Annotated in this window: 26 protein-coding genes; 11 read left to right on the forward strand and 15 right to left on the reverse strand. The window is 66.3% G+C overall.

Features of this window, described 5'->3' with window-relative positions; genetic code table 11:
- Nucleotides 1-12 precede the first annotated feature (12 nt).
- From BLM15_RS31240 to BLM15_RS02310, 7 genes are all read left to right on the forward strand, one after another.
- Complete coding sequence (locus BLM15_RS31240; protein WP_164547364.1) at nt 13-723, forward strand: TetR/AcrR family transcriptional regulator; 711 nt, start codon at nt 13-15, stop codon at nt 721-723.
- A 21-nt stretch (nt 724-744) separates the two neighbouring features.
- Nucleotides 745-1260, forward strand: coding sequence for a SixA phosphatase family protein (locus BLM15_RS02285; protein ID WP_236846495.1), 516 nt, complete (start codon nt 745-747; stop codon nt 1258-1260).
- 13 nt (nt 1261-1273) lie between these two features.
- Nucleotides 1274-2722 (forward strand): YcjX family GTP-binding protein, encoded by a 1449-nt coding sequence (locus tag BLM15_RS02290; RefSeq protein WP_126109990.1) that lies wholly within the window; start codon nt 1274-1276, stop codon nt 2720-2722.
- A gap of 13 nt (nt 2723-2735) precedes the next feature.
- Nucleotides 2736-3740: a YcjF family protein gene (locus tag BLM15_RS02295; RefSeq protein WP_126109992.1), complete on the forward strand. Its 1005-nt coding sequence runs from the start codon at nt 2736-2738 to the stop codon at nt 3738-3740.
- Between the two features lie 188 nt (nt 3741-3928).
- Nucleotides 3929-5350 carry a flagellar hook protein FlgE gene (locus BLM15_RS02300; RefSeq protein WP_164547366.1) on the forward strand — a complete coding sequence of 474 codons (1422 nt, stop codon included), beginning with the start codon at nt 3929-3931 and terminating at the stop codon, nt 5348-5350.
- Between the two features lie 64 nt (nt 5351-5414).
- A complete protein-coding gene (gene flgK / locus BLM15_RS02305; protein ID WP_126109996.1) occupies nt 5415-7280 on the forward strand; it encodes a flagellar hook-associated protein FlgK in 1866 nt (621 codons plus the stop codon).
- A gap of 11 nt (nt 7281-7291) precedes the next feature.
- Nucleotides 7292-8809 carry a flagellin gene (locus BLM15_RS02310; RefSeq protein WP_126109998.1) on the forward strand — a complete coding sequence of 506 codons (1518 nt, stop codon included), beginning with the start codon at nt 7292-7294 and terminating at the stop codon, nt 8807-8809.
- A gap of 129 nt (nt 8810-8938) precedes the next feature.
- On the opposite strand, the gene flaF is transcribed toward BLM15_RS02310, so the two are convergent.
- From flaF to BLM15_RS02350, 8 genes are all read right to left on the reverse strand, one after another.
- Nucleotides 8939-9310 (reverse strand): flagellar biosynthesis regulator FlaF, encoded by a 372-nt coding sequence (gene flaF / locus BLM15_RS02315; protein WP_126110000.1) that lies wholly within the window; start codon nt 9308-9310, stop codon nt 8939-8941.
- The gene (gene flbT / locus BLM15_RS02320; RefSeq protein ID WP_126110002.1) at nt 9294-9686 is read right to left on the reverse strand and encodes a flagellar biosynthesis repressor FlbT; all 393 of its coding nucleotides are present in this window, start codon (nt 9684-9686) and stop codon (nt 9294-9296) included. Before flbT ends, flaF begins: the two co-directional genes overlap by 17 nt.
- Before the next feature lie 47 nt (nt 9687-9733).
- Nucleotides 9734-11086: a flagellin N-terminal helical domain-containing protein gene (locus BLM15_RS02325; RefSeq protein ID WP_126110004.1), complete on the reverse strand. Its 1353-nt coding sequence runs from the start codon at nt 11084-11086 to the stop codon at nt 9734-9736.
- 187 nt (nt 11087-11273) lie between these two features.
- Entirely contained in the window at nt 11274-12620 is a 1347-nt protein-coding gene (locus BLM15_RS02330) for a flagellin N-terminal helical domain-containing protein (protein ID WP_126110006.1), read from the reverse strand.
- Between the two features lie 282 nt (nt 12621-12902).
- Nucleotides 12903-13370, reverse strand: coding sequence for a FlaG family protein (locus tag BLM15_RS02335; RefSeq protein WP_164547367.1), 468 nt, complete (start codon nt 13368-13370; stop codon nt 12903-12905).
- A 242-nt stretch (nt 13371-13612) separates the two neighbouring features.
- Entirely contained in the window at nt 13613-14101 is a 489-nt protein-coding gene (locus BLM15_RS02340; RefSeq protein WP_126110011.1) for a hypothetical protein, read from the reverse strand.
- Nucleotides 14094-14456, reverse strand: coding sequence for a rod-binding protein (locus tag BLM15_RS02345; protein WP_126110012.1), 363 nt, complete (start codon nt 14454-14456; stop codon nt 14094-14096). Before BLM15_RS02345 ends, BLM15_RS02340 begins: the two co-directional genes overlap by 8 nt.
- Nucleotides 14456-15508 carry a flagellar basal body P-ring protein FlgI gene (locus tag BLM15_RS02350; protein WP_126116020.1) on the reverse strand — a complete coding sequence of 351 codons (1053 nt, stop codon included), beginning with the start codon at nt 15506-15508 and terminating at the stop codon, nt 14456-14458. The genes BLM15_RS02345 and BLM15_RS02350 overlap by 1 nt, the downstream gene beginning before the upstream one ends.
- A gap of 458 nt (nt 15509-15966) precedes the next feature.
- Here BLM15_RS02350 and BLM15_RS02355 point away from each other — a divergent pair, with 458 nt between their 5' ends.
- The gene (locus BLM15_RS02355) at nt 15967-16374 is read left to right on the forward strand and encodes a flagellar assembly protein FliX (RefSeq protein WP_126110014.1); all 408 of its coding nucleotides are present in this window, start codon (nt 15967-15969) and stop codon (nt 16372-16374) included.
- 1 nt (nt 16375) lies between these two features.
- On the opposite strand, the gene BLM15_RS02360 is transcribed toward BLM15_RS02355, so the two are convergent.
- The 3 genes from BLM15_RS02360 to BLM15_RS02370 all read right to left on the reverse strand — a co-directional run bounded on the left by BLM15_RS02360 (nt 16376) and on the right by BLM15_RS02370 (nt 18422).
- Nucleotides 16376-16951, reverse strand: a complete 576-nt coding sequence (locus tag BLM15_RS02360; protein ID WP_126110016.1) for a hypothetical protein — start codon at nt 16949-16951, stop codon at nt 16376-16378.
- A 107-nt stretch (nt 16952-17058) separates the two neighbouring features.
- Entirely contained in the window at nt 17059-17604 is a 546-nt protein-coding gene (locus BLM15_RS02365) for a 2,4'-dihydroxyacetophenone dioxygenase family protein (protein WP_126110018.1), read from the reverse strand.
- Nucleotides 17605-17702: 98 nt separating this feature from the next.
- Complete coding sequence (locus BLM15_RS02370) at nt 17703-18422, reverse strand: SDR family NAD(P)-dependent oxidoreductase (protein ID WP_126110020.1); 720 nt, start codon at nt 18420-18422, stop codon at nt 17703-17705.
- Between the two features lie 218 nt (nt 18423-18640).
- Here BLM15_RS02370 and BLM15_RS02375 point away from each other — a divergent pair, with 218 nt between their 5' ends.
- Nucleotides 18641-19855: an NADP-dependent isocitrate dehydrogenase gene (locus BLM15_RS02375; RefSeq protein WP_126110022.1), complete on the forward strand. Its 1215-nt coding sequence runs from the start codon at nt 18641-18643 to the stop codon at nt 19853-19855.
- Nucleotides 19856-19986: 131 nt separating this feature from the next.
- On the opposite strand, the gene BLM15_RS02380 is transcribed toward BLM15_RS02375, so the two are convergent.
- Complete coding sequence (locus BLM15_RS02380; protein WP_126110024.1) at nt 19987-20988, reverse strand: zinc-dependent alcohol dehydrogenase family protein; 1002 nt, start codon at nt 20986-20988, stop codon at nt 19987-19989.
- An 87-nt stretch (nt 20989-21075) separates the two neighbouring features.
- On the opposite strand from BLM15_RS02380, the gene BLM15_RS02385 reads away from it, so the two are divergent.
- Both BLM15_RS02385 and BLM15_RS02390 read left to right on the forward strand, forming a co-directional pair.
- Complete coding sequence (locus BLM15_RS02385) at nt 21076-21492, forward strand: winged helix-turn-helix transcriptional regulator (RefSeq protein ID WP_126110026.1); 417 nt, start codon at nt 21076-21078, stop codon at nt 21490-21492.
- Between the two features lie 43 nt (nt 21493-21535).
- Nucleotides 21536-21997 (forward strand): GFA family protein, encoded by a 462-nt coding sequence (locus BLM15_RS02390; RefSeq protein WP_126110028.1) that lies wholly within the window; start codon nt 21536-21538, stop codon nt 21995-21997.
- A gap of 3 nt (nt 21998-22000) precedes the next feature.
- Here the strand turns inward: BLM15_RS02390 and BLM15_RS02395 are convergent, their stop codons facing one another.
- Genes BLM15_RS02395 through alaS form a run of 3 tightly spaced genes read right to left on the reverse strand, consistent with a single transcriptional unit; the run spans nt 22001 to nt 26443 of the window.
- The gene (locus BLM15_RS02395) at nt 22001-22630 is read right to left on the reverse strand and encodes a hypothetical protein (protein WP_126110030.1); all 630 of its coding nucleotides are present in this window, start codon (nt 22628-22630) and stop codon (nt 22001-22003) included.
- A complete protein-coding gene (locus BLM15_RS02400; RefSeq protein WP_126110032.1) occupies nt 22627-23784 on the reverse strand; it encodes a cyclic nucleotide-gated ion channel in 1158 nt (385 codons plus the stop codon). The genes BLM15_RS02395 and BLM15_RS02400 overlap by 4 nt, the downstream gene beginning before the upstream one ends.
- Before the next feature lie 7 nt (nt 23785-23791).
- Nucleotides 23792-26443, reverse strand: coding sequence for an alanine--tRNA ligase (gene alaS, locus BLM15_RS02405; protein WP_126116021.1), 2652 nt, complete (start codon nt 26441-26443; stop codon nt 23792-23794).
- Nucleotides 26444-26469: the final 26 nt, after the last annotated feature.

Raw genomic sequence — 26469 nt, forward strand, 5'->3', positions numbered from 1 at the left:
CGGGGCGTTGCGATGGCTGTAGGCGAGGTGATCAAGCGGGGCGGGTATCATCATGGCGATCTGCGCCAGGCGATGATCGACGCGGCTGAGGCGGTGCTGGCCGAGAAGGGCGTCGGCGGCTTCACCTTGCGCGAATGCGCCCGCCGGGCCGGCGTCTCGCCGGCGGCGCCAGCACATCATTTCGGCAATCTCGTCGGCCTGCTGACGGCGATCGCGACGCTTGGCTTCGACGATCTGTCGCAGACGATGGAGGCGGCTGTCGCGAAAGCGGAGGCGTCCGGCGGCGATCGGCTGGCCGCGATCTGCGAGGGCTATCTCGAGGTCGCGCTGACGCGGCCCGGCCGCTTCCGCGTCGTCTTCGGACGGTTAGGCCTGAAGAGCGGAGACGACGATCTGCGCCGTGCCGCCGTCCGGGCCTTCGGCATCCTGGTCCGGGAAACCAAGCTGGCGCTTGGGCGAGATGTCGATGGGGAAGAGGTGCTGACGCGCCTGCCGTCGAGCTATGGCGGCGATGCCGACCTCGCCGAAATCCTGTTCGTCTGGTCGATCACCCATGGTTTCTCGACCATGCTGATCGATGGCCAGCTCGCGCCCCTTGAAATGCAGCCGGGCGGACGAGAGCGCCTGCTGACGCTGTATTCGGGCCGGCTCATGGACATGTTGCTCGCCGCGGTGCGGGCTTCCACGCCCATGCCTCTCGCAAATCCCGCCAGCCGTGGTTAGATGGCGGCCATGCGCCGCCTGATGCTTCTCCGCCACGCCAAATCGGCTTGGCCTGCCAACACCGCCGACCGCGACCGCCCGCTCGCCACGCGCGGGCGCGAAGCCGCCCCGGTCATGGGCCGCTATCTCGCCGAGGAGCTTTTGCTGCCCGACCTCGTCCTGATCTCACCGGCCAAGCGCACGGCCGAGACCTGGGAGCTGGTCAAGCCGATGCTGCCGGAGAAGCCGCCGACGCATTACGAGCCACGCATCTATGAGGCCAAGCCCGAGCGCTTGCTCAACGTCGTGCAGGAGACCGAGCCCGAAGTCCGCACGCTGCTGATGATCGGCCATAATCCCGGTTTCGAGGAGCTCGCCGCCAAGCTCGCCGGGCATGGCGATCGCTATGCCGCAGCGCGGATGGCGCAGAAGTATCCGACCTGCGGGCTCGCCGTGATCGATTTTTCCATCGAGGACTGGCGCGATCTTTCCCTGCGCGGCGGCCGGCTCGACCGTTTCGTCACGCCGGCCTCGCTCGGCGAAGGCCCCGACGAATGATGCGGATCGCCTGATGGCGTCCGGCTCCTATCTCGACGAAGCGCGCAATGCCGCGCTCGCCTTCGGCGACAGCCTGCTGGGCTTAGCCCGACCGCGTCTGCGCATCGGCGTCACCGGGTTGTCGCGCTCAGGGAAAACGGTCTTCACCACTGCGCTGATCCAGAATCTGGTCGAAGGCGCGAAGCTACCGGTGCTGAAGGCTTCGGCCGAGGGCCGGATCGCCCGCGTCAGGCTGGTGCCACAGCCCGATCCCGAGATTCCACGCTTTCCCTATGAGGCGCATCGCGCCGCGCTGTCAGGACTGGATCGGCGCTGGCCGGACTCAACGCGCCGCATTTCGGAACTCCGACTCGAAATCGACTACGAGCGGGCGCAGGGCTGGTTCAAGGGTCCGGCGACGCTGACGCTCGACATCGTCGACTATCCTGGCGAGTGGCTGCTCGACCTCGCGCTGATCGGCCAGGACTATGCCGGCTGGTCGGCGCAGGCTGTCGCCGATGCGCGCAAGACCCACCGGCTCGCCATCGCGGCGTCCTGGCTCGACGATTTGAAGCAACGCGAGCCGGCCGGGCCGGCGGACGAGCTGGCGGCTGAGGCTGCGAGCGACGCCTTCAAGGCCTATCTCGCCGCCTTGCGCGCCGATCCTGAAGCGGTGGCAGTGACGCCGCCTGGCCGCTTCCTGATGCCGGGTGACCTCGAAGGCTCGCCGGCACTGACCTTCGCGCCGCTCGACCTTGCCCCGGGCGCGCAGCCGCAGGCCGGCACGCTCGCCGGGCTGATGGCCGAGCGTTTCGAGGCCTATAAGCGCATCGTGGTCGGGCCGTTCTTCCGCGAGCATTTCGCCAGGCTCGACCGGCAGATCGTGCTGGTCGATGCGCTGGCGGCGCTCGATGCCGGCCCCGCGGCGCTCGCCGACCTCGAAACTGCGCTGGGCCAGGCGCTCTCCGCTTTCGCTGTCGGCCGCAACAGCCTGTTGTCGAGCCTGTTCGCGCCGCGGATCGAGAAGGTGCTGTTCGCCGCGACCAAGGCCGACCATCTCCATCATACCAGCCATGACCGCCTCGCCGGGGTGATGTCGCATCTGGTTTCGCGCGCCGCGGCACGGGCGCAAGGGGCGGGCGCCAAGGTCGAGGCGATGGCCTTCGCCGCGATCCGCGCCACGCGCGAGGTCCGCATCCGCGAAGGCCGCGAGGAGCTGCCGGCCATCGCCGGCGTGCCCGAGGCGGGCGAGGTCGTCGACGGCGAGGTCTTCGACGGCCAGACGGAGGCTGCGATCTTTCCCGGCGATCTGCCGGAGCGCCCCGAGGCGATCTTCGATCCGGATGCGCCGCGCTGGCTTGTACGGGCGCCGCGCTTCCGGCCGCCGCTGGTCAAGCCGGATGCCGGCGGGCGCCACGCGCCGCCGCCGCAGATCCGCCTCGACCGCGCGCTGGAATTCCTGATCGGCGATCGGCTGGCGTGAGGGAGGGGCGAGCATGAGCAAGGCACCGCGCGCCATACGCCTCGATCCGCGGGAGGGATCCTCCGAGGACGCCGTCTGCGGCGAGCGCGGCGATGTCGCTGTTGTGCCGGAGGTCGAGCCAATCGAGCCCGAGGCCGTATCGGCTCCGGTGGCGGCACGCCGCCGCCGCTTCAGCTGGGGCAGCCTGTTCGTCGCGGCGCTGTCGGGGCTGCTGGCATTGTCCGTCACTGTCTGGGCCGAGCAGACGATCAGGTGGCTGCTCGCCCTCAATCCGGCCGTCGGCATCGCGGCGCTGGTCTGCGCCGGTGTGGCGGCGCTGGCGCTGCTGGTCATGCTGCTGCGCGTCCTGCGCGATATCCTGCGCGAGCGGCGGGTCGAGGCGCTGCGCGAGCGCGCCGTCGCGGCACTCGCCGAGAGCGATCTCGCCAAGGCGCGCGCCGTCGCGGCCGATCTCGACAAGCTCTATAGCGGTCGGCCGGAAACTGCGAAGGGCAGGGCGGAGCTCTCGGCCCACACGCCGCAATTGCTCGCCGCCCGCGACCTGCTCACCGTCGCCGAGCGCAGCCTGCTCGCGCCGCTCGATGCGCTCGCGCAGGCGCAGGTGGCGCAGGCGGCGCGGCGGGTTTCGCTTGTGACTGCGGTCAGCCCGCGGGCGCTGGTCGATGTCGTCTTTGTGCTCATCGCCTGCGCCCGGTTGCTGCGGGCGATCGCCACCGTCTATGCCGGCCGCCCGGGCACTCTCGGCCTGCTCCGACTGGCGCGGCAGGTGCTCGGCCATCTCGTCGTCACCGGCGGCATTGCGGCGGGCGATGCCGTCATCCAGCAGGTGCTGGGCCAGGGGCTGGCGGCACGGCTTTCGGCCAAGCTCGGCGAAGGCGTGCTGAACGGTTTGCTGACCGCGCGGATCGGGCTCGCCGCCATCGCGGTCTGCCGCCCGCTGCCCTTCGTCGAGGAGAAGCCGCCGGGGCTGTCGGACGTCGCCGGCGATCTTTCCGGCTGGGGCGGCAAAGATAACTGAGCCCGGCAGAATTTGCCGGCGGTGGACGAATCTGCCCGGTCGGAATCGTCGGGAAACCATTCGAAAACCATCCAAGCCATTGAAATAGTTGGCGCCTAGCACTGGCACAGGCCGTGCAAACTCAGCCTCGGTTCGACATGCCGCCCATGGGGGGCGCTGTCCGGTCGGATGACCAGGGTGAGGTTGCGATGGGTGTATTCAGTGCGCTGACGACGGCGGTGACGGGCATGCAGGCCCAGTCCTATGCCCTCGAAAATATCTCCGGCAACATCGCGAACTCGCGCACAGCCGGCTTCAAGCGGGTCGATACCAGCTTCTCGGACCTGGTGCCGGATTCGGCGCTGAACCGGCAGATCGCCGGCTCAGTCGCTTCTTATAGCCGCGCCACCAACACGATCCAGGGCGACCTCAACGCCACCCGCATCGACACCAATGCCGCGATCAACGGTGATGGCTTCTTCGTGGTCGACCAGCGCCAGAGCGGCGTCGGTGCCTCGACCCAGTTCGCCAACAGCAATCTCTACACCCGCCGCGGCGATTTCGACTTCGACGCCGACGGCTACCTCGTCAACGGCGCCGGCTACTACCTCAAGGGCCAGAAGATCGATCCCGTCACCGGCCAGGTGATCGGCAGCCAGCCCGATGTGCTGCGTATCACCAAAGACCAGTTTCCGGCCAAGGCGACGACCCAGATCGAATACAGCGCTAACATCCCGGCCTATCCGAAGACGAACCAGGCCAATACGGCAACTGCTGGCTCCGAGTTGCTGAGAGGCGGCGCAGGATTGGGATTCGGTACCAATCCTGGCACGACGGCGTCGGGTGGCACCGGTACCGTCGTCGGCAGCGACCTGACCACCTTCCTCAACCGCTCGATCCCCGGCGGCTCGGTCACGGTCTACGATACGCTCGGCAAGGCGACGAGCGTCGAGCTGCGCTGGGCCAAGATCTCCAATGCCACGACCACTCCGGCACCTGGAACCCCCGACACCTGGAACCTGTTCATCGCCGAGAACACCGGCGCGACCGGCGCGACCGTCGCCTATCGCAACGTTAATACCGACGTCACCTTCGACAACACAGGCAAGATGACGTTTCCGGTCAACGGCAACATCACCATCCCGCCCATGACGATCGGCGGAAACGCCATCTCTCCCGCCACCGCGCCGATCAGCATTGTCACCAACGGCACCAGCCTGACCCAGAACGGCGACACCAGCGGCCAGATCGATGCCCGCAGCATCCGCCAGAACGGCTACACCGCCGGCACGCTCGACCGGGTCTCGATCTCGAACGAGGGCCAGGTGATCGGCACCTTCAGCAACGGCCAGGTCGTAGCGCTGGCGCAGATTGCGGTCGCCCGCTTCAACGCCGGCAATGCGCTGAAACGCCTCGATGGCGGCGCCTTCGAGGAGACGATCGAGTCCGGCGCTCCGATCGTCGGCCTCGGTACCGCGGCGCTGATCGGCGGCAATGTCGAGCAATCCAACACCGACATCGCCGACGAGTTCTCGAAGATGATCGTCACCCAGCAGGCCTATTCGGCCAACACCAAGGTGATCTCCACAGCGCAGGAGATGCTGCGCGACGTCTTCAACATCATCCGCTGAACGGCTGAACGCAGCCTGGTCCTGACAGCCCAGAAGGGCTGGGCCGAGACGACAGGAGTTGACGATGGGTCTCAATACCGCGCTCGGTACCGCCATTTCCGGGCTGAACAGCTCGCAGATCGGCATCGGCGTCGTCTCGCAGAACGTCGCCAATGCCGGCACGCCCGGCTATGTCCGGCGCAATGTCTCGAGCGTCGATTCGATCTCCGGCGGCACCGTCGGGGTCAGCAATCCGAACGTCCAGCGCCTGCTCGACCGCATCGTCCAGCATCAGCTGCTGCAGGAGAGCTCGGGCGCGGCCTATACCTCGACCCGCGCCCAGGTCTTCGCCAATCTCGACCAGCTGTACGGCGCGCCGGGCAGCAAGACGGCGCTGGACTCGATGTACAGCAGCTTCACCAGCTCGCTGCAGGCGCTGCAGAATGACCCGTCTTCCTATACCAACCGCACAGCAGTGCTCGATGCGGCGAGCCAGCTCGCCAGCCGCCTGCGCGGCTTGTCCGAGGGCGTACAGCAGCAGCGCAGCCAGGCCGAGGCCGGTATCGGCGCGGGAGTGACCCGCGTCAACGAGCTGCTCGACCAGCTGACCAACGTCAACGCGCGCATCGTCAACGCCCAGCAGACTTCCGGCACGGCGGATCTGCGCGATCAGCGCGACCGGATCGTCTCCGAGCTGTCGCAATATGTCGAAATCCGCACCGACGAGCGCCCGAACGGCTCACTCAGCATCACCACAGCCTCGGGCACGCAGCTCTTCGACGGCCGGCCGACCGTCAAGTTCGAGTTCGATGCTCGCGCCAATATCGGCCCGCAATCGCAATGGAGCAGCGATCCCGCCCAGCGTGGCGTCGGCACGATCGTCGCCCGGGACCTGAACGGCAACGGCTTCGACGCCATCGCCAACAACACCTTCCGCTCCGGCGAGATCGGGGCGCTGGTCGAACTGCGCGACAAGACGCTGGTGCAGGCTCAGAAGCAGCTCGACGAGATCGCGGCCCAGCTGTCGAGCGCGCTCTCCGACCGCGAGATCGCCGGCACGGCGGTGACCGCCGGCGCCGCCACTGGCTTTGACGTCGACCTTGCCGGGCTGCAATCCGGCAATTCGGTCACCCTCGACTACAAGGTCACGCCGGGCGGGCAGACACAGCGCTTCACCTTCGTGCGGGTCGAGTCGGCGGCGTCGTTGCCGCTGCCGGCCTCGGCCCAGGGCGATGCCAACAACCGCGTCATCGGCATCGACTTCTCCGGTGGTCCGGCCTCGGTCGCGGCGCAGATGCAGGCGGCCATAGGCCCTGGTTTCACGGTATCGAACACCGGCTCGGTGCTGCGCATCGTCGATGACGGCGCTGGCGCGACGCGCGATGTCGTCGGCCTGACTTCGCGCCCGACCCAGACCTCGCTGACCGGCGGCACGGGCGAATTGCCCTTCTTCGTCGATGGCCGCAACAATGGCGTCTATACCGGCTCCTATGAGGGCGGCGCTCAGTCGGCTGGCTTTGCCTCGCGCATCACCGTCAATCCGGACCTGATCGCCGATCGCTCCCGCCTGGTCGTCTTCAATACCAGCCCGGCAACGCCGCAGGGCGACACGACCCGTCCGAAATTCCTCCTGGACCGCTTGACCTCGAGCCAGCGCAGCTTCACCAACGCGACCGGCTTCGACGGCTCGACCGCAACCTCGACCGGCACGATCTCGAGCCTCGTCCAGCGCGTCGTCGCCGGGCAGGGCCAGGCGAGCGAGCAGGCCAAGCGCCTCGACGAAGGCCAGCAGGTCGCCTTCTCGGCCGTGCAGAGCCGCTTTCTCGAAGACACCAAGGTCAATGTCGACCAGGAAATGTCGACGCTGATCGAACTCCAGAGCGCCTACGCCGCCAACGCACGCGTCATCTCCACCGTCAAGGAGTTGCTCGACGTGCTGCTGAGACTGTGAGGAGATAGGTCATGACCATCACCGCAACCGGCACCGGCGCCTACCGTCTCGCCAAGTCGAACCAGTTCGTCGCGAGCCGTTCGCAGCTCGACGACCTGCAGCGCCAGCTCGTGACCAAGAAGCGGTCGGAGACCTTTGCCGATCTCGGCATGGATCGCGGCACGAGCCTCGATCTGAACAACAAGCTCTCGACGCTCGACGGCTACCTGACCGGCATCCAACGCGCCGACGTCAATCTCAAGTTGATGACGAAATCGGTCGAGAACTTCACCAAGCTCGTCAACGAGATGAAGAGCGATGCGCGCCCGGGCAGCTATCTGCCGAGCTCGACCGGCCGCTCGGCACCGCAGGTGCTGGCGGAGGAGAAGTTCAAGCAGGTCCTCGACATGCTGAACACCGATGTAAACGGCCGCTACCTGTTCTCGGGCCGCACCAGCGACGTCGAGCCGGTCGAAGGTTTCTCGCTGATCATGGATGGCGATGCGACTCGTGCCGGGCTGAAGCAGCTCATCGCCGAGCGCAAGCTCGCCGACCTCGGCACCACCGGCATGGGGCGCCTAACGGCGGGTGGGGCGGGCACCTCCGCGACCGTCACGGAAGAGGCGGGCGATCCGCCTTACGGCTTCAAGATCGCCGCTGCCTCGACGAATTCGGCCGCCTTGAACACCACCTACACCGCTGGCCCGCCGGCCGATGTCGCGGTCAATGTCGTCGGCACCCCGCTCGTTGGCGAGACCCTGCGGATCAAGCTCGACCTGCCCGACGGCACGCAGGAGGAGATCGTCCTGACCGCGCGCGACGCGTCGACGACGGGCAAGGCGCACGAAACTTTCGAGATCGGCCCCAACAGCGCAGCCACGGCAGCCAATCTGCGGGCTGCGATCTCGGCGGCACTGACCAACGAGGCCAAGACGACTCTGTCGGCCTCGTCCGCACAGGTGGCGGCAAAAGATTTCTTCAATGGCAGCCCGAGCAATCCGCCCCTGCGGGTGCCGGGCCCGCCCTTCGAGACGGCCACCGCCGCTCCGGCGCCGGGCACCGCGGCCAACACGGTGATCTGGTACAAGGGTGACGATGCCGCCGGCTCGGCGCGCGCGACAGCGAGCGTGCAGGCTGATCAGGGCCAGGTCGTCGGCACGGGCGCTCGCGCCAACGAAGAGGCGTTCAAGATCGGGCTGGCGCAGTTCGCGGTGCTCGCGGTGGAGACCTTCCCAGCCACCGATGCGACCTCGGCCGATCGCTACGATGCGCTGACGCAGCGGACCCGCGAGCAGCTGGGCTTCCCGGATGGAACGCAGAAGCCGTCGGAGATCATCGTGGAGCTGGGGTCGGCGCAGACGGCCCTGGCCCAGGCCAAGGAACGCCACAACAGCACCAAGAACTATCTGACGACGACGCTGGAGGGTGTCGAGAACGTCACGACCGAAGAGGTCGCGGCTCAGATCCTGGCGTTGCAGACCCAGCTGCAGGCGAGCTACCAGACGACATCGATCCTGTCGAAGCTGTCGCTGACCAATTATCTAACCTGAAACCGGGTCCGGCCAGGTTGAGGCAATCTGATCGGAATCCGCCGTAGAAGCTTCGAGCCTCCGGACAAGAAAACGCCGCCCGAGATGTTCGGACGGCGTTTCTGCTTTCATCAATGGATTTGAGGTCGTTCAGCGCCCACGCAGGCCGGCAGCGACGTCGCGATTGATGCTGACCAAGGCGGCGAGGCCTTGTGGACCGGGATCGGCGGCGATCCGGAAGGTCTGATTGAAGATGAAATTGGCGAGGCCGAGAATGTTGCGCTTGATGTCGACCGGCAGGGGGTTGTCTTCCTTGATCACCGCCGAAACCAGCAGCGTCCAGAGCTTGCGGTTGTAACCCAAGGCGCCGTCGAGCTCCGTGGCGCGAGCGTCCCAGTCGTCGGCGACGGATTGCAGCCGGGTGGCCGCCTTGATCAGGAGCGAGGCTTCGAGCTCGCGCGGGGTGGCCGTGGTCTGGGCCGATTTGGCGGCAGCGGCATAGGCATTAAATGCGTTTTGCATTCTCGATCAGGTCCGCCTCGTAAGCGATCAGCGTCTTTGCAGCCTTCAACGCCTTGTAGAGATCACCGCTTAAGATGCGGTTATTGATCTCGTGAACATACGACAGGCTGCTCGGCGCCGCCTCGACGAAGTCGCGCACGAGCTGGAAGTAGACCTCGTGCCCGTGCGTGGCGTCGCCGGCGAGGTACATGAGCTGGATCGCGAGGTAGATCTTCTTGGCCGGCGTGTCGGCGCTGGCTGAGGTGAGGATGTCCTTCTCGCGCAGGATCGGCGCCTCGCCCTCGATGAAGAAGCGCGTGCGCTGCTCGTCGTTGCGGATGACGACCGAGCCGATGATGATGCGTTCGTTCGGCTTGAGCTCGACCTTGAGGGCCATATCGGTCCTGCCTTCTGGCTGGAGGGGGAGGGGCCGCGTCCGGAGGATCAGCCGAAGAGACGCAGCACGCCCTGGTCGGCCTGCGAGGCCAGCGATAGCGCCGTCTGCGAGAGCTGCTGGCGCGTGTTGAGTGCGAGTAGCTTGGCGCCTTCCTCGTTCGAGTCGGCGAGGACGAGGTTGTCGGCGCCTACCGTCAGGGTGTTGACAATGTTCTTGGTGAAGTCCTGGCGGGTCTGCACGACCGAGAGCTGTGAGCCGAGCTGCGAGGCGATCGAGCGCAGATTCGTCAACACATTCGTCAGGGCGTCCGAGGCTTTGCCGAGATCGTTGTCGTTCTGGATATTGTAGTCTGCGGGGTTGGTGGTCGTGCCGTCGACAGCTTGGCCGATGCCAAGATTGGCTGCGCTGATCTCCTGACCCTGCACGTCCAGCTTGTTCTTGTTGGCGCCGGTCTTCTCGTTGAAGGTGATCGAGAGCTTGTCGCCGCCGAGCAGGTTGATGCCGTTGAAACCGGCGTCCTCAGCCAGGTCGTCGAGCTGGCTGCGCAGATCATTGAATTGCTGGACGAGGTTCGTGCGAACCGTCGAGTTGCCGCTCGCCGCGACTCCGGTGAGGCTGGCAGCCGTTACAGCGGCTCCAGCGCCGGCAGCCGTATCACCGAACAGATTGTCTGCGTTGGTGTTGGCGGCGGCTGCGGCGTCGGCAGTGAACACACCCGTTGCGTTAGCCGTTTCACCGAAGGTGAGCGACAGCGGGTCCGAACCTGTGCCGTTGATGGATATCCTGCCGTCCTGTCCGACGCTCGCGGTCGCGATGCCGGAAGAGTTGATGTTGTTGACGAGATCGCGGAGCGTGTCCGTGGCGCCGATGCTGACCGTATAGGTCGTGGCGCCTGCGCCGATTTGGATCGCCTTCGTCGCCGTACCGCCGCTGGCGGCGGAGACGCCAATGATGCCGGCGGTGCCGGCCGAAGCGTCGGTGGCGGCGCCGATGACCGTCTTGTTCAGAGCAGTTTCGCGGATGCTGGAATCGCGCGCCGCTGCCTCGGCCGCAGTCGCCTTGGCGAGCGACTGGATGCGCGGCCGGTTCGCGGCAGCGTCGTTCTGCGCCTGCTTGATCGTCGACTGCAGCGACTTGACCAGGTTGGTGATCGAGTCGATGCCCTTAGAGGCCGCCTGGATCGTCTGGATGCCGTTCGAGATGCCATCGAGCAGGTCGGTCAGCTGACCAGCGCGGTCGTTCAGGCCGAGCGATGTGAAATAGTTGACCGGGTTGTCGATGGCCGAATTGACCTTGCGGCCGGTGGCGAGGCGGTTTTGGATCGCGCCCTGCTCGGCGGTGGTCTGCTGCAGGGTCAGGAGGTTCTGCCTGACGCCGGCGGTAAGGATCGTGTTCGCCATCTTCGGTCCCCTGAAAGCGCGATTCGGCGCCGTTCGGTTTGATCTGGACCGATCATTATTTGTTAAGGCTAATATTTGGTTAAAGCGCGGCCTGAGCCGTTAAAACGAAAGCGGCGGAGCTTTCGCTCCGCCGCTTCCTTGACTTCGGCCCACATTCTGTGGGCAGCCCGCTTCTGCGGACGAAGGATCAGAACAGGCGCAGGACTGCCTGGTCGGCCTGGTTCGACAGCGACAGAGCTGTCTGCGACAGCTGCTGGCGGGTCTGCAGGGCGAGCAGCTTGGCGCCTTCCTCGTTGGTGTCGGCCAGCACCAAATTGTCGGCGCCCTGGGTCAGGGTGTTGACGAGGTTCTTGGTGAAGTCCTGACGGGTCTGGACGGTCGAGAGCTGTGCGCCGAGCGAAGAAGTGGTGGCGCGCAGAGAGGACAGCACGTTTGTCAGCGTGTCGGCGGCGGTGGCCAGATCATTGTCGTTCTGCACATTGAACTGGCCGACGGTCGCCGTGCCGTCGACAGCCTGGCCGATACCCAGATTGGCCGAGTTGACCGTATCGCCCTGGATGTCGATCTTGTTCTTATTGGCGCCAGTCTTCTCGTTCAGAGTGATCGAGAGCTTGTCGCCGCCAAGCAGGTTGATGCCGTTGAAGCCCGCATCCTTGGCAAGGCCGTCGATCTGGTCGCGCAGGTCGTTGAACTGCTTGACGAGGGTCGAGCGGACCGTCGAGTTGCCGGAGGCGGTGACGCCAGCAAGGCTGGCCGCGGTCGTGGTGACCGTGGCATTTAAGGTACCGCCACCGAAGAGGGCGTCGGCGTCGGTGTCGGCACCCGCACCCGCTGCAGCCGTATAGACGTTGGTGGCGTCGAGCGTCGAGCCGGTCGTCAGGGTCAGCGCGTCGGAACCTGAGCCGCTGATGGTGAGTTTGCCGTCATCGCCAACGCTGGCCGTTGCGATGCCCGACTTGTTCACCTCATTGACCAGATCACGAACGGTCGCGGTCGCCGACAGCTCGATGGTATAGGTCGTGCTGCCCGCGGTCAGCTGGATTGCCTTGGTCGAAGCGGCAGCAGCGGCAGTAACGCCGAGATTGCCCGCGACGCTGACGCTGGCAGCGGCTTCGGTGCCGATCACCGTCTTGTTCAGAGCGGTGTCGCGGATGCTCGAATTACGCGCAGCCGCTTCCGCCGCCGTCGCCATGGCTGCACCGCCGGTGATCTTCGGACGGTTCGACGCAGCGTCGTTCTGAGCCTGCTTGACCGTCGACTGCAGCGACTTCACCAGGTTGGTGATTGAGTCGATGCCCTTCGAGGCGGCCTGGATGGTCTGAACGCCGTTGGAGATGCCGTCGAGCAGGTCGGTCAGCTGGCCGGCACGATCGTTCAGGGCCGAGGCCGTGAAGAAGTTGACGGGGCTGTCGACGGCCGAGTTGACCTTCTTGCCGGTGGCGAGACGGTACTGAGCCTGCTGGGCGTCGGTCTTGGTGGAGCCGAGCGAGGTAAGGGCGCTACGCACGCCGGAAGAAAGAGAAACGGTGGCCATGTTGAAAAAACCCTTCTGGTCAGATGCCTTCTGGCGTCGAAGCCATCCTGGCCGCGACCCGTGGACCATCGGGCCCGATCTCGTAACAGCTGGTAAATTCAGCCCGGCGAATTGCTCGTGAATTGGGCAAAGCCGCGGCGTGGTTAACCAAATGTCACGCGGTGCCGGCGCGAGCCTGTCTGCGGGTTTTCGCTCGGTGATGTCCCAGGCAAGGAAAAGCCGTCGGCGACGGGTCTCGTCGACGGCGGCTGGAAAAGGGCAGGCGGCTGAAAGCGCAGGCGCTCAGGCGATGCGCTCGACCTCGTGCTGCTGGCTCGCAGTGTCCCGGCCGCGCTCGATGATCTCGCGCGAGAGGGCACGCAGCTTCAGAAGCGTCTCGTCGGGCAGTTGCTCGATGACCTCGCCGGTATCGCGATCCGTCTTACGCAGCACGATGCTGCGCGTCTTCGGGTCGATCTCGATCCGGCGATCGATCACGTCACGCAGATTCTGCTCGCGGCGCTGTTCATCGAAGCGGCGCTGCTGCGTCGTCTCGTCCTGCGTGCTCTGCTGGCGCTGCGCATCGGAGCGACGCTCCTCGGCGCGGGCACGGATGTCGAGCTGGACCGGTTCGCCGGCGGGAATCGAACGGACGGTCTTCTCCGGAGGGAGTTCGACCGGCGTTGCGCCGTTCTGGACGGAAATATCGGTGCGTACGGTCGCCTGGACGGCACCGGTCGCGAACGTCTTGGGTGTCGCGCCGAAATCCATTCTGGACTCCTCTCGCAAGGGCGGACTTCTTCCAAGCATGAGAAGATGCGGCAGAGAGTTGAATCTGCCGTTACGGAAATTGGTAAATTGCAGTGCATCTGGCGCATTTTCTGCGCGCGGAAAGGGTTAATTCTCGCTTCGTCGAGTCGTCGTGCAGATTAACCATGAAAATGTTCGCTCTCGACACGCCTTGAGTTGGCTATGTCGCAGCTGTTGCCACGCTTTTCTTGGCTGTACGATTCTTACAGACTCTTCGAAATCACCAAGGGGCCGGCGTTGAGCCGGGCGAAGACTCCGGCTCCGACGGTCGCAGTCGGTCCATACCCCGGTGCCCTGTTCTGGCGGTTGGCGTCGGTCGCGAGGTCGCGCATGATCGATTCCGAGATCGCGCGTGCGGTTGCCAGCACAGTCTGGTTGAGGTCGATCAGGTCCTGGAAGGCGAGGTGCGCGCTCTTCAGGCGCTTGACCTTCTCCGGTGCAAAGCGGGCGAGCGCAACGGCGTTCAGCTTGATCTGCTCGACGCCCTTCATGTAGACGCCGGCGAGCTCGGCCTTGCGTGTCTCGCGCTCCATCGCGTCCTTGAGGCGGCCCGCCTTGACCAGGCCGGTCTCCTCGCCGACGACATGCGACAGCGCGCCGAGCGTCTCCATGACGGCTTCGATCAGCGTCTCGGCCTCGATCGCGTTCGAGACGCGCGGGCGCTCGTCCACGACGCGCAGACGCTCAACCATTACCGGCTCCCGCCGATCCGGTGGCCGACGCGCCGGCCTGGACCTGAATCAGGTCGCGCATGATCTGATCGGAGAGCCCGACACCGCCGGCCCGCTGCATCTGCTTGGCATATTCCTGCGTCAGCATGGAGCGCCAGACATCGCCGCCGACGCCGTTCTCGCCGAGGGGACCTTCGGTCCCGCTTGAGCTCATCATGGTCTGGGTAAAGTTTTCGAGGAAGACGGTCTCAAAATCGGCGGCGGTCTTCTTCGCCTTGGAATTCTGCGAGCTCAGCGCGTCGGCGATGCCGCCGGCGAGATTGACGGCGGCGCCGATGGCGAGCTTGGCGGCGGGAGCGGCGAGGATGGCAGTCATTACATCACCTCGATGTCGGCTTGCAGCGCGCCGGCTGCCTTGATGGCTTGCAGGATGGAAAGCAGGTCGCGCGGGCCGAGGCCGAGCGCGTTGAGCCCGTCGACGAGTTCGCGCAGGGTCACGCTCTCCTTGACCAGCGCGAGCTTGTTGGTGCCCTCGGTATCGACCTTGACGTTGCTGCGCGGGACGACGACGGTCCGGCCCTGGCCGAACTCGTTCGGCTGGCTGACCTGCGGCTCCTCGGAGATCGTCACCGTGAGGTTGCCCTGGGCGACCGCGACGGTCGAGACGCGCACGTCCTTGCCCATCACGATGATGCCGGAACGCTCGTCGATGACGACGCGGGCGCCCTGATCGGGCTCGACCCGGAGCTGCTCGATATCGGTGAGCAGCCGGATCATGTTACCCTGGAAGCGCGGCGGGATCTGCAGCAACACCGTCGACGGATCGGTAGGCTCGGCCGAGTCGCCGCCGATGAAGTCGTTGATCGCGGCGGCCACGCGCCTCGCCGTGGTCAGGTCGGGATTGCGCAGCGACAGGCGCAACGTCTTCAGCTTGTTGAGGGCAAAATCGATCTCGCGCTCGACCAGGCCGCCATTGGCGATGCGCCCGACGGTCGGGACGCCGCGCGTGATCTTGGCGGCTTCGGCTTCAGCCGAAAAGCCGGAGATCGCCACGGGCCCTTGCGAGACGGCGTAGACCTCGCCATCGGCGCCGAGGAGCGGGGTGGCGAGCAAGGTGCCGCCCTGCAGCGACTTGGCGTCGCCCAGTGCCGAGACCGTGACGTCGAGCCGGGTGCCCTGGACGGCGAAGGGCGGCAGGTTGGCGGTGATCATCACCGCCGCGACGTTCGCCGTGCGCATGCTGGCGCCGCGGGTGTTGACGCCGAGGCGCTCCAGCATCGCGGTCAGCGACTGCTTGGTGAAGGGGGCGTTGTTGAGCGTGTCGCCGGTGCCGTTGAGGCCGACGACGATGCCGTAGCCGAGGATCTGGTTGCTGCGCACGCCCTCGACCGAGGCAAGGTCCTTGATGCGTGAGAGCGCGGTGCCCATGCCGCCGCTGCCCGCGAAAGCGGTTCGGGAGACACCGGCCTCGGCCGCGCCGCTGCGCGCCGGGCCATTATTGGTGCCGTTGCCGCCGCGACCAACCGGGCCGACAGGCCCGGGAGGGGCGAGGTCGGCCGCCATGGCCGCGCCGGCCAGCAGCAGCACTGCAAGCGGCGTCAGCAAATGGCGGAGGCGAAAGGGGCGAGGCATTTGGCACCGGGGTCAATCTGATGTCGCCAGCCCGTTGCGAGGAGCGTGCCAGTTCAGGAGAAAATGAAAACGCTTTTTAATCAGGCTTTTAGAGATAGGTGGCCTGATGAGGCAGGGAGCGGTCGCTGGCGCAAAGCTGCCGCCCCGGCAAATCCTGCCGGGTGATTTACCGATCGTTAACCACGTTGCCGGCACAAGGAACTGGGTCGGGCAGCGTCCATTCAGCGCCTTTGGGCCGACCTTGCGAGAGCGTGATGATCCGCATCGACCAGCGCAGCCCTGTCACCTCGACCAGCCCGACCAGCCGCAGCGGCTCGACCAGCGGGTCGACCTTTCGTCTGCCGGCGCGCGAGAGCACGGCGACGGCACAAGGCACGGCGGTCAGCCATGCCGGCTCGCTCGACGGGCTGCTCGCCGTTCAGGCCGAGGAAGATGGGCAGGAGCGCAAGCGACGTCAGGCTCGGCGGGGGCACGACCTGCTCGACGGGCTCGATCAACTCAAGGCCGCCTTGCTGGCCGGGCGTGTGCAGGTTTCCGAGCTTGAGCGGTTGAAGGCGATGCTGTCGGCACGGCGCGAGGCCACCGACGATCCGCGCCTCGACGAGGTGCTCGCCCATATCGAATTGCGCGCCGCGGTCGAACTGGCGAAGCTCGGGCGCTGATTCAGCGCGGTAGCTTGATTTCGGGCACGGGCGCGCGTGCCAACCGTCCAATCTCGCCGGAGCGGCTGCTCTTGAGCTCTCCGAGAAAGCTGCGGATCGCGTCGTCGCCATAGGCGCGGCGGCTGACCGCAAAGAGCAGGACGGCGTCACGCCCGCCAGTGCCCTTGAGCGGGGTATAGCGATAGGCGTTCCACTCGGCGATCAGCTGACCGCGTTCATCGGCGCTGATCAGGAAATCGAGCATCACCTCGCCGGTTTGCTGGTTCTCCATGACCGACATATTGAGCAGCGGGTCCTTGCCCTTGCGCTGATTGAGCGAGCGAACCTGTGCAGCCAGCGCCGCGCGGGGGCCGGAGCCCGTATCGAGGAACTCGACCAGGATCATACGGGTGTACCCGCCGGGCGCCTCCCCAGTCGGCAGATATTCCTGCTTGTAGTAGCCGGGACTCGGCTGTGAACTCCATGCGAGGCGATAGGCCATCCCGCCGAAGCTGAGCGGGCCGGGAACGCCCAACCGGTCGACCGGCTGAGCGAAGGCAAGGGAGGGGATACCAGCCAGCAGGGCAAACAAGGCCATCGCCCCTGTGTCGCGCCTGCTCGGCACGGACGACCTGTCCGATCGTAGCATCGTCACCCACTCTCCCGATCCGCCGGGCGTTTCCCGGCTGGACCCTCTTGTAGGCGTCAGCGGATGAACTGATCGGCGTAATCCGCACCCAAACCATTCGTCGCGTAATGCGCCCGGCATTTGTCGAGCCGAGTGAAGACGTCGTCATAGCCGAGGCATTTGCCGTCCGGGTCGACATAGATCATCGCGCCGTTGACCTGGAACATGGTGATCATCTCCTCGACATCGGGATCAACCACCAGCGTATGGGTCTCGCCGGGCGCCTCATAGACATAGGAGCCTTCCGTCGCGACCCAGTCATGTTCGAGATAGCGCCACTTGCCCTTCAGCACATAGCCATGCACCGGCTGGGGATGGCGATGGCGCGAGAGCACGCCGGCGCGGCGCACGCGCAGCAGGTTCATCCAGTAGCCGCGCGTCACCGAGAGGCACAAGGGACGGAACCAGACATTGTCGTCGACCGGCACCCAGACGCGCTCGTCCTCGGGGATGACGTTCGGCACGATCAGTTCCGGCGGAGAATCCTTCGGCTGCGGGTGCCGATAGGGGGTCCAGCGCTCTTCGGTGCTGATTTGGACGGGAACCGGGCTGACCTTGTTCATTGACGTTCCTCCGGTTGAGTTCCTGATTCAGCTGGCTGGGCCATTGATTCAGGAAACGCGGCCATGCCGCTGGTGTTTCGAATCTTTTCTGCGTGCCGTCAGACGGCGAGATAGCCGCCGTCGACCGGCAGGACCGCGCCGGTGACGAAGCGGGCGGCGTCCGAGAGCAGGAACAGGACCGCGCCGCCGACGTCGCTTGGATCGCCCCAGCGGTTCATCGGGGTGCGCGACAGGATCGGCGCCGAGCGTGCCGCATCCTCGACGAGGGGCTTGGTTAACTCGGTCGCGATCCAGCCCGGCGCCACCGCGTTGACGCGGATGCCGTCTTGCGCCCAGGCAGCAGCGAGCGACTTGGTCAACTGCCCGACGCCGCCCTTCGAGGCCGAATAACCCGGCGCATAGGCCGAGCCATGGAAGGTCAGCATCGAGGCAGTGTTGACGATCGCGCCCTTGGCGATGGCGAGCTTCTCCTTCGCCGCCAGGCACATGCGCATCGTGCCGGTGAGATTGACCTCGATCGTCAGCCGGAAGGCCTCGATCTCGAATTCCTTGCCGCCGCGCTGGATCATGCCGGCGCAGTTGACCAGAGCATCGATCCGCTCGCAGTCGGCGACGATCGCCGCGACCTCGGCATCGCTGGTGACATCGAGCCTGGCATGGCGGATCGCGGCATGGCCGGGCGCGGCCGCGACCTCCTCGTCGGTGAGGCCGGTGGCGAGGACCTGGTAGCCGGCCTGAGCGAGGGCGAGCGCGGCGCCGGCGCCGATGCCGCGGGTGCCGCCGGTGACGAGGGCGAGGGGGGATGAGGGGTTTGTCATGGCTCCAATCTAAATCGGTTCGCAGACTTGCCAACTGCGCCGGAAGACGGGGCGCCCTGCATCGACGCGGCCGGCAGCTTTGCTTGCTCGCGGAGTGTTGCCCAAAAGGCCGGCTTCCCCCTGCGCCTCGAACCCGCTAGGAAGCGCGCGGGCCGGTAGCAGCGGTTATGCTGTTGCCTGCAATCGTTCCAGACTGGCCAGAGCAGGGGTCGTATCACATGAGCAAGATCAAGGTCGCCAACCCGGTCGTCGACATGGACGGCGACGAGATGACCCGCATCATCTGGCAGAAGATCAAGGACACGCTGATCTTCCCCTATCTCGATCTCGAACTCGACTATTACGACCTCTCGGTCGAGAACCGCGACGCGACCGACGACCAGGTCACGATCGACGCCGCCAACGCCACCAAGAAGCATGGCGTCGCGGTGAAGTGCGCCACGATCACGCCCGACGAGGGGCGCGTGAAGGAGTTCAACCTCAAGTCGATGTGGAAGAGCCCGAACGGCACGATCCGCAACATCCTCGGCGGCGTGATCTTCCGCGAGCCGATCATCTGCAAGAACGTCCCGCGCCTGGTGCCAGGCTGGACCCAGCCGATCGTTATCGGCCGCCATGCCTATGGCGACCAGTACCGCGCCACCGACTTCAAGTTCCCCGGCAAGGGCACGCTCTCGATCAAGTTCGTCGGCGAGGACGGCAATGTCATCGAGAAGGAGGTCTTCAAGGCTCCTGAGGCCGGCGTCGCCATGGCGATGTACAACCTCGATGACTCGATCCGCGATTTCGCCCGTGCGTCGCTGAACTACGGCCTGCTGCGCAAGTACCCGGTCTATCTCTCGACCAAGAACACCATCCTCAAGACCTATGACGGGCGCTTCAAGGACATCTTCGAGGAGATCTACCAGGCTGAATTCAAGGCGGAGTTCGACAAGCTCGGCATCACCTATGAGCACCGTCTGATCGACGACATGGTCGCTTCGGCGATGAAGTGGTCGGGCGGCTATGTCTGGGCCTGCAAGAACTACGATGGCGACGTGCAGTCGGACACGGTGGCACAGGGCTTCGGCTCGCTCGGCCTGATGACCTCGGTGCTGATGACGCCGGACGGCAAGACCGTCGAGGCCGAGGCCGCCCATGGCACGGTGACCCGCCACTATCGCGAGCACCAGAAGGGCAAGGAGACCTCGACCAACTCGATCGCCTCGATCTTCGCCTGGTCACGTGGCCTCGCCCACCGCGCCAAGCTCGACAACAATGCCGAACTCGCCAAGTTCGCCAGCCTGCTCGAGAAGGTCACGGTCGACACCGTCGAAGCCGGCGACATGACCAAGGACCTGGCGCTGCTGGTCGGCCCCGACCAGAAGTTCCTCTCGACCACCGGCTTCCTCGACAAGGTCAGCGAGAACCTGCGCAAGGCGATGGCCGCGTAAGCGCGGACAGCCTCGTTCGCGATAAGAAGCCCGGCCGATCTGGCCGGGCTTTTTCGTTGTGCAGGTGCCGCGCGCCTTGGGGGGCAAGTCACACCCAGCGCGAGAGCGGATTGCGCCACCCTGTCCGGAGTTCACGCTGCAATCTTGATCGCAACCTTGCCGCGATGCTGGCCACTGCGCAGCCGGTCGAACGCAGCTTGGGCCGCCTCGAAGGCGAATGCCTCGTCGATCAGAGGCTTGACGCCCGTGGCCACCGCGGCGCCAAGGTCAGCGACGGAGCCGACATAGACTCCTCGAACGTCGATTGCCTTCATCAAGATTGCGCCGGTGTCGATCTCCCCGGAGAAGCCGGTGAGAACGCCGACCAGCGCCACTTCGCCGCCGGGCCGAGCGGCGCGAAGCGCCTGGTTCAGCGTCCCGGAACCGCCCACCTCCACGACGAGATCGACGCCCTCGCCGCCGGCCATGCCCGCGGCGACCTCGCCCCAGTTCGGCGTGGTGCGGTAATTGATCGTCGCCTCCGCGCCGAGCCTGCGGGCCAAGGCGAGCTTCTCGTCGGAGCTGGAGGTGACGATCACGCGCGCCCCGGCGGCTCGGGCCATCTGCAGTGCGAAGGTCGAGACGCCGCCGGTGCCCTCGACCAGGACGCTGTCGCCGGGGCGCAGACCGCGGCCCCCGAACAGGCAGTTCCAGGCTGTGACTCCGGCGCAAGGATAGGCGGCTGCCTCTTCAAAGCTCCACGCTTCCGGGAAGGTGACGACGGCGGCAGCTGGAACGACGATCTGTTCGGCGAGCACGCCGTCGACGAAGCCACCGCCGAGCGCGCTCGCCTGCTTGCGGGCCGAGAACGCTCCATCCAGCCAGCCGGGCATGAAACCGAGCACGACACGCTCGCCGAGCCGGTCGCGGGACACGCCGTCTCCGATCTCGGTGAGAATGCCCGCGCCGTCGGAAAGCGGGACGAGATCGTGCTTCTGGTCTCCGCCGTAGCGCCCCTCCCGCACGATCAGATCCCGGTAATTGAGGGTGACGGCCTTGAGATCGACGAGCACGTCTCCCGGACCCGGCTTTGGTGCCGGCTCGTCGTGCAGTGTCAGCGGGGCATTCGTTCCGTTCAGTCGATAAGCGCGCAATGTCGTCTCCTTGGTCGGGGTTGGCGCGCTAGACCTAGGTCTGTAAGGATATCTTCGTAAGTACGATCAAAAGGAACATGTACTATCATGAATGATAGTGTCAGGCAGGCGCGCCGCAAGGCGACCCGTACAGGCTGCGCGGTCGAGGCGACGCTGAGCGTCCTGGGCGGCGTCTGGAAGCCGGTGCTGATGTTCCATCTTCTGGAAGGGCGATTGCGCTTCAATGCGCTGTGCCGCCTGACGCCGAATGCGACGCCCCGGATGGTGACGATCCAGCTTCGCGAGCTCGAGGCCGACGGCGTCGTGCGCCGCATCGTTTACCCGGAGGTGCCGCCGCGCGTCGAATACGAACTGACCGATTTCGGCCGCACGCTGGAGCCAGTGCTCATCAGCCTGCGGGACTGGGGCGAAGCCTTGCAGGCCAGGGATAATGCCGAAGCGGTACTGGTACTGCCGCCTCCGGGCGGCGCGCATTCGGCAGTGCTGGTATCAAGCAACACTTGATTGCTTCGGCGCTTGGGTGCGCGAACTGGAACGGAAAGCCGACATGACCGGAACGACGGCCACTCTCACCGGCGGCTGCCAGTGCGGCGCGGTGCGCTATCGGTTGCTAAAGCCGCCGCACAAGGTTTCGATGTGCTTCTGCCGGATGTGCCAGAAGGCGGTCGGCAACTATTTCGGTGCCTTCGCCTCCTCGCGTGTCACTGACGTGATCTGGACGCGTGGCACGCCGGCGATCTTCGCCTCGTCCGAGGTCGCCGAGCGCGGCTTCTGCCGCGAGTGCGGCACGCCGCTGAGCTTCAGCTATCCCGGCATGGGCACGCTCTCGCTCGCGGTCGGCAGCCTCGACGATCCGGCCGCTTTCCCGCCGAGCCATGCCTATGGCGTCGAGGGCAGGGCGCCCTGGTTCGACGAACTCTGCCGCCTGGAGGGCACACGCACCGAGGACGATATCCCATCCGAGGAATTGCTGGCCTATCGCTCGCGCCAGCATCCCGACCACGACTGAAAGCTACTCGACCACGACCTCGCGCCGGGCCAATACGCGCGGACCAGTGAGCGGCGCGTCCATCACATAGCGCAATTCGTAGGTGCCGGGCTCGGCCGGTGCCTCCAGCGTGCTCTCGACATTCTCGGCCGGGAAGAAGTTCGGCCCTTGCGCCTCGGGCGGTGCATCGGGCTTGACCAGCACGACGCGGTCACGATCGCCATTCGGGCCGATGCCGCGCACCGGCAGGGGATTGCCGCGCGCCAAGCGGGCGGGGGCGGCGAGCGTCGCGCTCGGCGCAGTCGTCAGGAGTGGCTGGCGCAGCAGAATGACCGGCTTGCCATCGCTCTCGCCGAGCAGACGCAGTTCGAAGGTGCCGACCTCGCCCGGCGCCGGCAGCGACAGCACTGTGACCTGGCCGAGTGGCGCGGCGATGATCGCCGCCTCCGGCGAGTCGGTTGGCCTGCAGATGGCGAGCCGGGTATTGGCCGGGGCGCGGCTGACGAAGGCGGTCGCCATCGCGCCGGCCATCAGCGTGCGCGGCGCCGACAGGCTCGGCCCCTGAGGCTGACGCTGCGGGCGCGCCTGCTGGGCGAGCGCGGGGCTGCCTGCGCTGAGGAGCAAGGCGAGGACTGTGCGGCGGACGATCATCATGTCACGGCGAGCTGGTGGAGGCGGGCGGCCAGCTCCGGCTGGCGCAGCATGAGCAGGCGGAAGTCGGCGGGGTCTAGGATGAGGAGCTTGGTCGCGACGGTTGCGCGCGCAGCGATGCCGCCCTCTGCCGGCGCGATCTCGCCAAGAACCAGCTCGCCGAAGAAGCAGCCTTCGTCGAGCTGACGACTACCATCGGCCGCAATGATCTCGACCTCGCCGCTGGCGACGAAATAGAGCGAGTGCGCCGGTTCGTGTGGGCGCAACACCGTGCTGCCGCCGCGCACGGTGCGGGCGCGCAACGAATGCATGATCTCCGCGATCTCGGAGGCGTTGAGGCCGCTGAACAAGGGCACACGTGCGAGCATGCTCCAGGTGACGACGAATTCGCGCCGGTGAATCTCCTGGGCGAAGGCAGTGGCGATGATGCCGACCGGCAGGGCCAGCATGACGAGACCCATCACCGCGGTCAGTGAGGCGACGAGCTTGCCGAGCGGGCTGATCGGAAACGCATCGCCGTAGCCGACCGTGGTCAGCGTCACGATCGCCCACCACATCGCGTCGGGGATGGTGCCGAATTTCTCAGGCTGGATATCGTGCTCGACGAAGTGCATCGCCGTCGCCGAGAGCAGCATGGCGCCGATCAGGATGACGACGCAGGCGAGAAGCGCCTTGCGCTCGGCATGCAGTGCCGCCCCTAGCGAGGCCATGCCGGGCGAATAGCGCCCGAGCTTGAAGAAGCGCAGCAGGCGGAAGAGCAGCAGGATCTTGAGATCGCCATAGCCGAGCAGGGCGGTGTAAAGCGGCACTGTGGCGAGGAAATCGAGCAGCGCCGGTGGCGACAGCGCATAGGCGCGCCGCGCCGCCCAGTCGCTCAGGTCGCGATAGCGCGCATGTTCGGGCGCAGTCCAGAGCCGGACCGCGTATTCGAGCGTAAACAGAACGGCCGAGACGAGCTCGATCCAGTAGAACGCCCGGCCATGGGCAGCGGCGAGGCTCGGCACCGATTCCAGCACCAGCGCCGCGATATTGACAACGATCAGAGTGACCAGCCCGCCATGGACGAGCTTGGCCGAAAGATCGTCGCCGGCGCCGCGGTCGATGATCAGATGCGCCCGCCGCCGCCAGCTCAAGCCAGGCTGCGGGGCGGGCGCCATGGTCGTATCAGCCCATCGCGTCCGCGACGGCGTCCAGCGCAGCCTGCGCCTGGGCGCCATCGGGGCCGCCGGCCTGGGCCATGTCGCGGCGGCCGCCGCCGCCCTTGCCGCCGAGACGCTCCGACGCCGCGCGCACCAGCGCGACCGCATCGAAACGCTCGGTCAGGTCGGGCGTGACGCCGACGACGACGCCGGCCTTGCCGTCCTCGGCGACGCCGACGATGGCGACGACGCCGGAGCCGACACGGGTCTTGGCCTCATCGACCAGGCTCTTAAGATCCTTCATCTCGACGCCGGTGACGGCGCGCGCCAGCAGCCTGGCGCCGGCGACCTCGCGGATCGGGTCGCTCGCCTCGCCGCCGCCACCCATGGCGAGCTTCTTGCGCGCCTCGCTGAGCTCGCGCTCAAGCTTGCGGCGCTCCTCGACCAGCGTCGCGACGCGCGCCGGCAGCTCGGCGATCGGTGCCTTCAGCAGCCCGGCCATCTCGTCGAGCGCGACACTCTCCTGACGCAGATGACGGCGCGCCGTCTCGCCGGTGAGTGCTTCGAGGCGGCGTACGCCGGCGGCGACGCCGGCCTCGGACAGGACGGTGACGAGACCGATGTCACCGGTCCGGCCGGCATGGGTGCCGCCGCAGAGCTCGACCGAGAAGGTTTTGGGCGTGTCGGCATCGCGGTCGGTGCCCATCGACACTACGCGGACCTCGTCGCCGTATTTCTCGCCGAACAACGCGCGCGCGCCGGAGGCGATGGCATCGTCGACCGACATCAGCTTGGTGGTGATCGGCTCGTTCTGCAGCACCAGCCGGTTCGCCATCTCCTCGACCCTGGCCAGTTCCTCGCGGCTGATCGGCTTGGGGTGGCTGAAGTCGAAACGCAGGCGCTCAGGCGCCACCTGCGAGCCCTTCTGCGCGACATGGTCGCCGAGAACGCGCCGCAGCGCCTCGTGCAGCAAATGGGTGGCCGAATGGTTGGCGCGGATCGCGCTGCGCCGGCCATGCTCGACGGTCAGCTCGGCCGGCTTGCCGATCCCGATCTCGCCGGAGACGACCTTGACCTGATGGGCGAAGACGTCGCCGAGCTTCTTCTGGACGTCGGTCACCTCGGCCTTGAAGCCGTTGCCGGTGATCGTGCCGGTATCGCCGACCTGGCCGCCGGATTCGCCATAGAACGGCGTCTGGTTGAGGATGACGATGCCGCTCTCGCCTTCCTTCAGCGTCGCGACCTCGGCATTGTCCTTGACCAGAGCGGTGACCACGCCCTCGGCGCTTTCGGTATCGTAGCCGAGGAACTCGGTCGCGCCGACGCGCTCGCGCAGCGGGAACCAAAGCGTCTCGGTCGCGGCCTCGCCGGTGCCGGCCCAGGCGGCGCGCGCCTTGGCCTTTTGCTGCGCCATCGCCGCATCGAACCCCTCTATGTCGACGCCGACGCCGCGGGCGCGCAGCGCATCCTGGGTCAGGTCGAGCGGGAAGCCATAGGTATCGTAGAGCGTGAAGGCGATATCGCCCTTCAGCTTGTCGCCAGAACCCAGCGCCTGTGTTTCCTGGTCGAGGATCGAAAGGCCGCGTGCCAGCGTGGTGCGGAACCGGCTCTCCTCCAGCTTCAGCGTCTCGCTGATCAGCGCCTCGGCCCGGATCAGCTCGGGATAGGCCTGGCCCATCTCGCGCACCAGCGCCGGCACCAGGCGGTGCATCAGCGGATCCTTGGCGCCGAGCAGCTGCGCATGGCGCATGCCGCGGCGCATGATCCGGCGCAGCACATAGCCGCGGCCCTCATTCGAGGGCAGCACGCCGTCGGCGATCAGGAAGGCGGAGCAGCGCAGGTGGTCGGCGATGACGCGGTGGCTCGCACTCATCGGCCCGTCGGAGGGTACGTTTGTCAGATCGGCAATGGCGCGGATCAGCGTCGCGAACAGGTCGATCGAATAGTTGTCATGCGTGCCCTGGAGGACGGCCGCGACCCGCTCGAGGCCCATGCCAGTGTCGATCGAGGGACGGGGCAGGTTGGTCCTGATGCCGCCAGCCGCTTCCTCATACTGCATGAAGACGAGGTTCCAGATCTCGATGAAGCGGTCGCCATCCTCGTCGGGCGAACCCGGAGGCCCGCCGGGGATGTGGTCGCCATGGTCGTAGAAGATCTCGGAGCAAGGGCCGCAGGGGCCGACGTCGCCCATGCGCCAGAAATTGTCGGAGGTCGCGATCCGGATGATGCGTGAATCTGGCAGGCCGGCGATCTTCTTCCAGAGCGCATGCGCCTCGTCGTCCTCGGAATAGACGGTGACCGTCAGCTTCTCCTTGGGCAGGCCGAATTCGCGCGTGACCAGGGTCCAGGCATGAGTGATCGCCTGTTCCTTGAAATAATCGCCGAAGGAGAAATTCCCCAGCATCTCGAAGAAAGTGTGGTGGCGGGCGGTGTAGCCGACATTGTCGAGGTCATTGTGCTTGCCGCCGGCGCGCACGCATTTCTGCGCCGTGGTGGCGCGGGCATAGGGGCGCTTTTCCTGGCCGGTGAAGACGTTCTTGAACTGCACCATGCCGGAATTGGCGAACATCAAGGTCGGGTCGTTGCGCGGCACGAGCGGGCTCGACGGCACCACCTCATGGCCGTTCGCCTTGAAGTAATCGAGGAAGGTCGACCTGATCTCGTTGACGCCGCTCATCGCAATCTTGGCTCTGCTCATGCTGG

The sequence above is a fragment of the Bosea sp. Tri-49 genome (genome assembly GCF_003952665.1).
Lineage (GTDB): Bacteria > Pseudomonadota > Alphaproteobacteria > Rhizobiales > Beijerinckiaceae > Allobosea.

Excerpts from the sequence above, each read along its gene's own strand:
- BLM15_RS31240 (WP_164547364.1), top strand. The coding sequence starts at position 13 with ATGGCTGTAGGCGAGGTGATCAAGCGGGGCGGGTATCATCATGGCGAT.
- BLM15_RS02285 (WP_236846495.1), top strand. The coding sequence starts at position 745 with ATGCTTCTCCGCCACGCCAAATCGGCTTGGCCTGCCAACACCGCCGAC.
- BLM15_RS02290 (WP_126109990.1), top strand. The coding sequence starts at position 1,274 with ATGGCGTCCGGCTCCTATCTCGACGAAGCGCGCAATGCCGCGCTCGCC.
- BLM15_RS02295 (WP_126109992.1), top strand. The coding sequence starts at position 2,736 with ATGAGCAAGGCACCGCGCGCCATACGCCTCGATCCGCGGGAGGGATCC.
- BLM15_RS02300 (WP_164547366.1), top strand. The coding sequence starts at position 3,929 with ATGGGTGTATTCAGTGCGCTGACGACGGCGGTGACGGGCATGCAGGCC.
- flgK (WP_126109996.1), top strand. The coding sequence starts at position 5,415 with ATGGGTCTCAATACCGCGCTCGGTACCGCCATTTCCGGGCTGAACAGC.
- BLM15_RS02310 (WP_126109998.1), top strand. The coding sequence starts at position 7,292 with ATGACCATCACCGCAACCGGCACCGGCGCCTACCGTCTCGCCAAGTCG.
- flaF (WP_126110000.1), bottom strand. The coding sequence starts at position 9,310 with ATGCAAAACGCATTTAATGCCTATGCCGCTGCCGCCAAATCGGCCCAG.
- flbT (WP_126110002.1), bottom strand. The coding sequence starts at position 9,686 with ATGGCCCTCAAGGTCGAGCTCAAGCCGAACGAACGCATCATCATCGGC.
- BLM15_RS02325 (WP_126110004.1), bottom strand. The coding sequence starts at position 11,086 with ATGGCGAACACGATCCTTACCGCCGGCGTCAGGCAGAACCTCCTGACC.
- BLM15_RS02330 (WP_126110006.1), bottom strand. The coding sequence starts at position 12,620 with ATGGCCACCGTTTCTCTTTCTTCCGGCGTGCGTAGCGCCCTTACCTCG.
- BLM15_RS02335 (WP_164547367.1), bottom strand. The coding sequence starts at position 13,370 with ATGGATTTCGGCGCGACACCCAAGACGTTCGCGACCGGTGCCGTCCAG.
- BLM15_RS02340 (WP_126110011.1), bottom strand. The coding sequence starts at position 14,101 with ATGGTTGAGCGTCTGCGCGTCGTGGACGAGCGCCCGCGCGTCTCGAAC.
- BLM15_RS02345 (WP_126110012.1), bottom strand. The coding sequence starts at position 14,456 with ATGACTGCCATCCTCGCCGCTCCCGCCGCCAAGCTCGCCATCGGCGCC.
- BLM15_RS02350 (WP_126116020.1), bottom strand. The coding sequence starts at position 15,508 with ATGGGCACCGCGCTCTCACGCATCAAGGACCTTGCCTCGGTCGAGGGC.
- BLM15_RS02355 (WP_126110014.1), top strand. The coding sequence starts at position 15,967 with ATGATCCGCATCGACCAGCGCAGCCCTGTCACCTCGACCAGCCCGACC.
- BLM15_RS02360 (WP_126110016.1), bottom strand. The coding sequence starts at position 16,951 with ATGGCCTTGTTTGCCCTGCTGGCTGGTATCCCCTCCCTTGCCTTCGCT.
- BLM15_RS02365 (WP_126110018.1), bottom strand. The coding sequence starts at position 17,604 with ATGAACAAGGTCAGCCCGGTTCCCGTCCAAATCAGCACCGAAGAGCGC.
- BLM15_RS02370 (WP_126110020.1), bottom strand. The coding sequence starts at position 18,422 with ATGACAAACCCCTCATCCCCCCTCGCCCTCGTCACCGGCGGCACCCGC.
- BLM15_RS02375 (WP_126110022.1), top strand. The coding sequence starts at position 18,641 with ATGAGCAAGATCAAGGTCGCCAACCCGGTCGTCGACATGGACGGCGAC.
- BLM15_RS02385 (WP_126110026.1), top strand. The coding sequence starts at position 21,076 with ATGAATGATAGTGTCAGGCAGGCGCGCCGCAAGGCGACCCGTACAGGC.
- BLM15_RS02390 (WP_126110028.1), top strand. The coding sequence starts at position 21,536 with ATGACCGGAACGACGGCCACTCTCACCGGCGGCTGCCAGTGCGGCGCG.
- BLM15_RS02395 (WP_126110030.1), bottom strand. The coding sequence starts at position 22,630 with ATGATGATCGTCCGCCGCACAGTCCTCGCCTTGCTCCTCAGCGCAGGC.
- BLM15_RS02400 (WP_126110032.1), bottom strand. The coding sequence starts at position 23,784 with ATGGCGCCCGCCCCGCAGCCTGGCTTGAGCTGGCGGCGGCGGGCGCAT.
- alaS (WP_126116021.1), bottom strand. The coding sequence starts at position 26,443 with ATGAGCGGCGTCAACGAGATCAGGTCGACCTTCCTCGATTACTTCAAG.